The sequence below is a fragment of the Mesorhizobium sp. M0060 genome (genome assembly GCF_040323155.1).
Lineage (GTDB): Bacteria > Pseudomonadota > Alphaproteobacteria > Rhizobiales > Rhizobiaceae > Mesorhizobium.
Genome location: NZ_JAMYUP010000168.1, coordinates 1 through 814 on the forward strand (window position 1 = coordinate 1; position 814 = coordinate 814).

The window sequence follows — 814 nt, forward strand, 5'->3', positions numbered from 1 at the left end:
GAGGAACAGATACTCAGCCTGCTCCCGGAATGGAACCAGCGCCCGGTCGTTGACGCCTTGCAGGCGATGCGCGGCATCGCGCTGATCAATGCCGTGGTGCTGGTCGCGGAGGTCGGTGACTTCACACGCTTCTCAACCCCCCGCCAGCTCATGGCCTATTTCGGCCTGGTCCCCGGAGAACAATCGAGTGGCGAGACCGTCTGGCGCGGCGGCATCACCAAGACCGGCAACACTCATGCCCGGCGCGCGCTGGTCGAAGCCGCCTGGGCTTACCGGATGAGAGCGCGCATCAGCCGGCACAAGGTCGACCGGATCGAGGCGCTGCCAAAAGTCGTTCGCGATATCGGGTGGAAAGCGCAAGTTCGACTGTGCACCCGATATCGTCGGCTGAGCGCGCGCGGCAAGAATGCGAACGTCGTCAATGTCGCCATCGCACGCGAGATGGTGGGCTTCATCTGGTCGATCGCCTGCACAGTTCAATCCGCGCCAAAGGCGGCGTGACCACTATTTGACAGACAGCCAGCAGAGGAGATCGCAAAAACCCAAACATCAGCCTCGGCGCGATATGCGGCGCTGGAGGCGGGACAATGCCGGGGAGCCCTCGTCCCCACTATGAGCCTCGACGCTCGCCACCTAGACAGAGGCAGCCCCAAACGAAACCAGGTCATGCGGCTCGACCCGCGGATGAGAGATTGTTGACCGACGTTCAAGTCCCGCCTCTTGCACCTCATATCCGCCGTACAAGTGCCTCGACCGCCGATCGGATCGGCGGGCTGCAGCTTATGTCAAAGGCCATTGTCAGCAATCATGAGAG

General features: G+C 62.3%; 1 protein-coding gene. It reads left to right on the forward strand.

What is annotated here, in order from left to right; genetic code table 11:
- Positions 1–501: transposase (locus NKJ94_RS37425; RefSeq protein ID WP_352532801.1), on the forward strand; the 501-nt coding region annotated here is incomplete at its 5' end.
- Between the last annotated feature and the right edge of the window lie 313 nt (positions 502–814).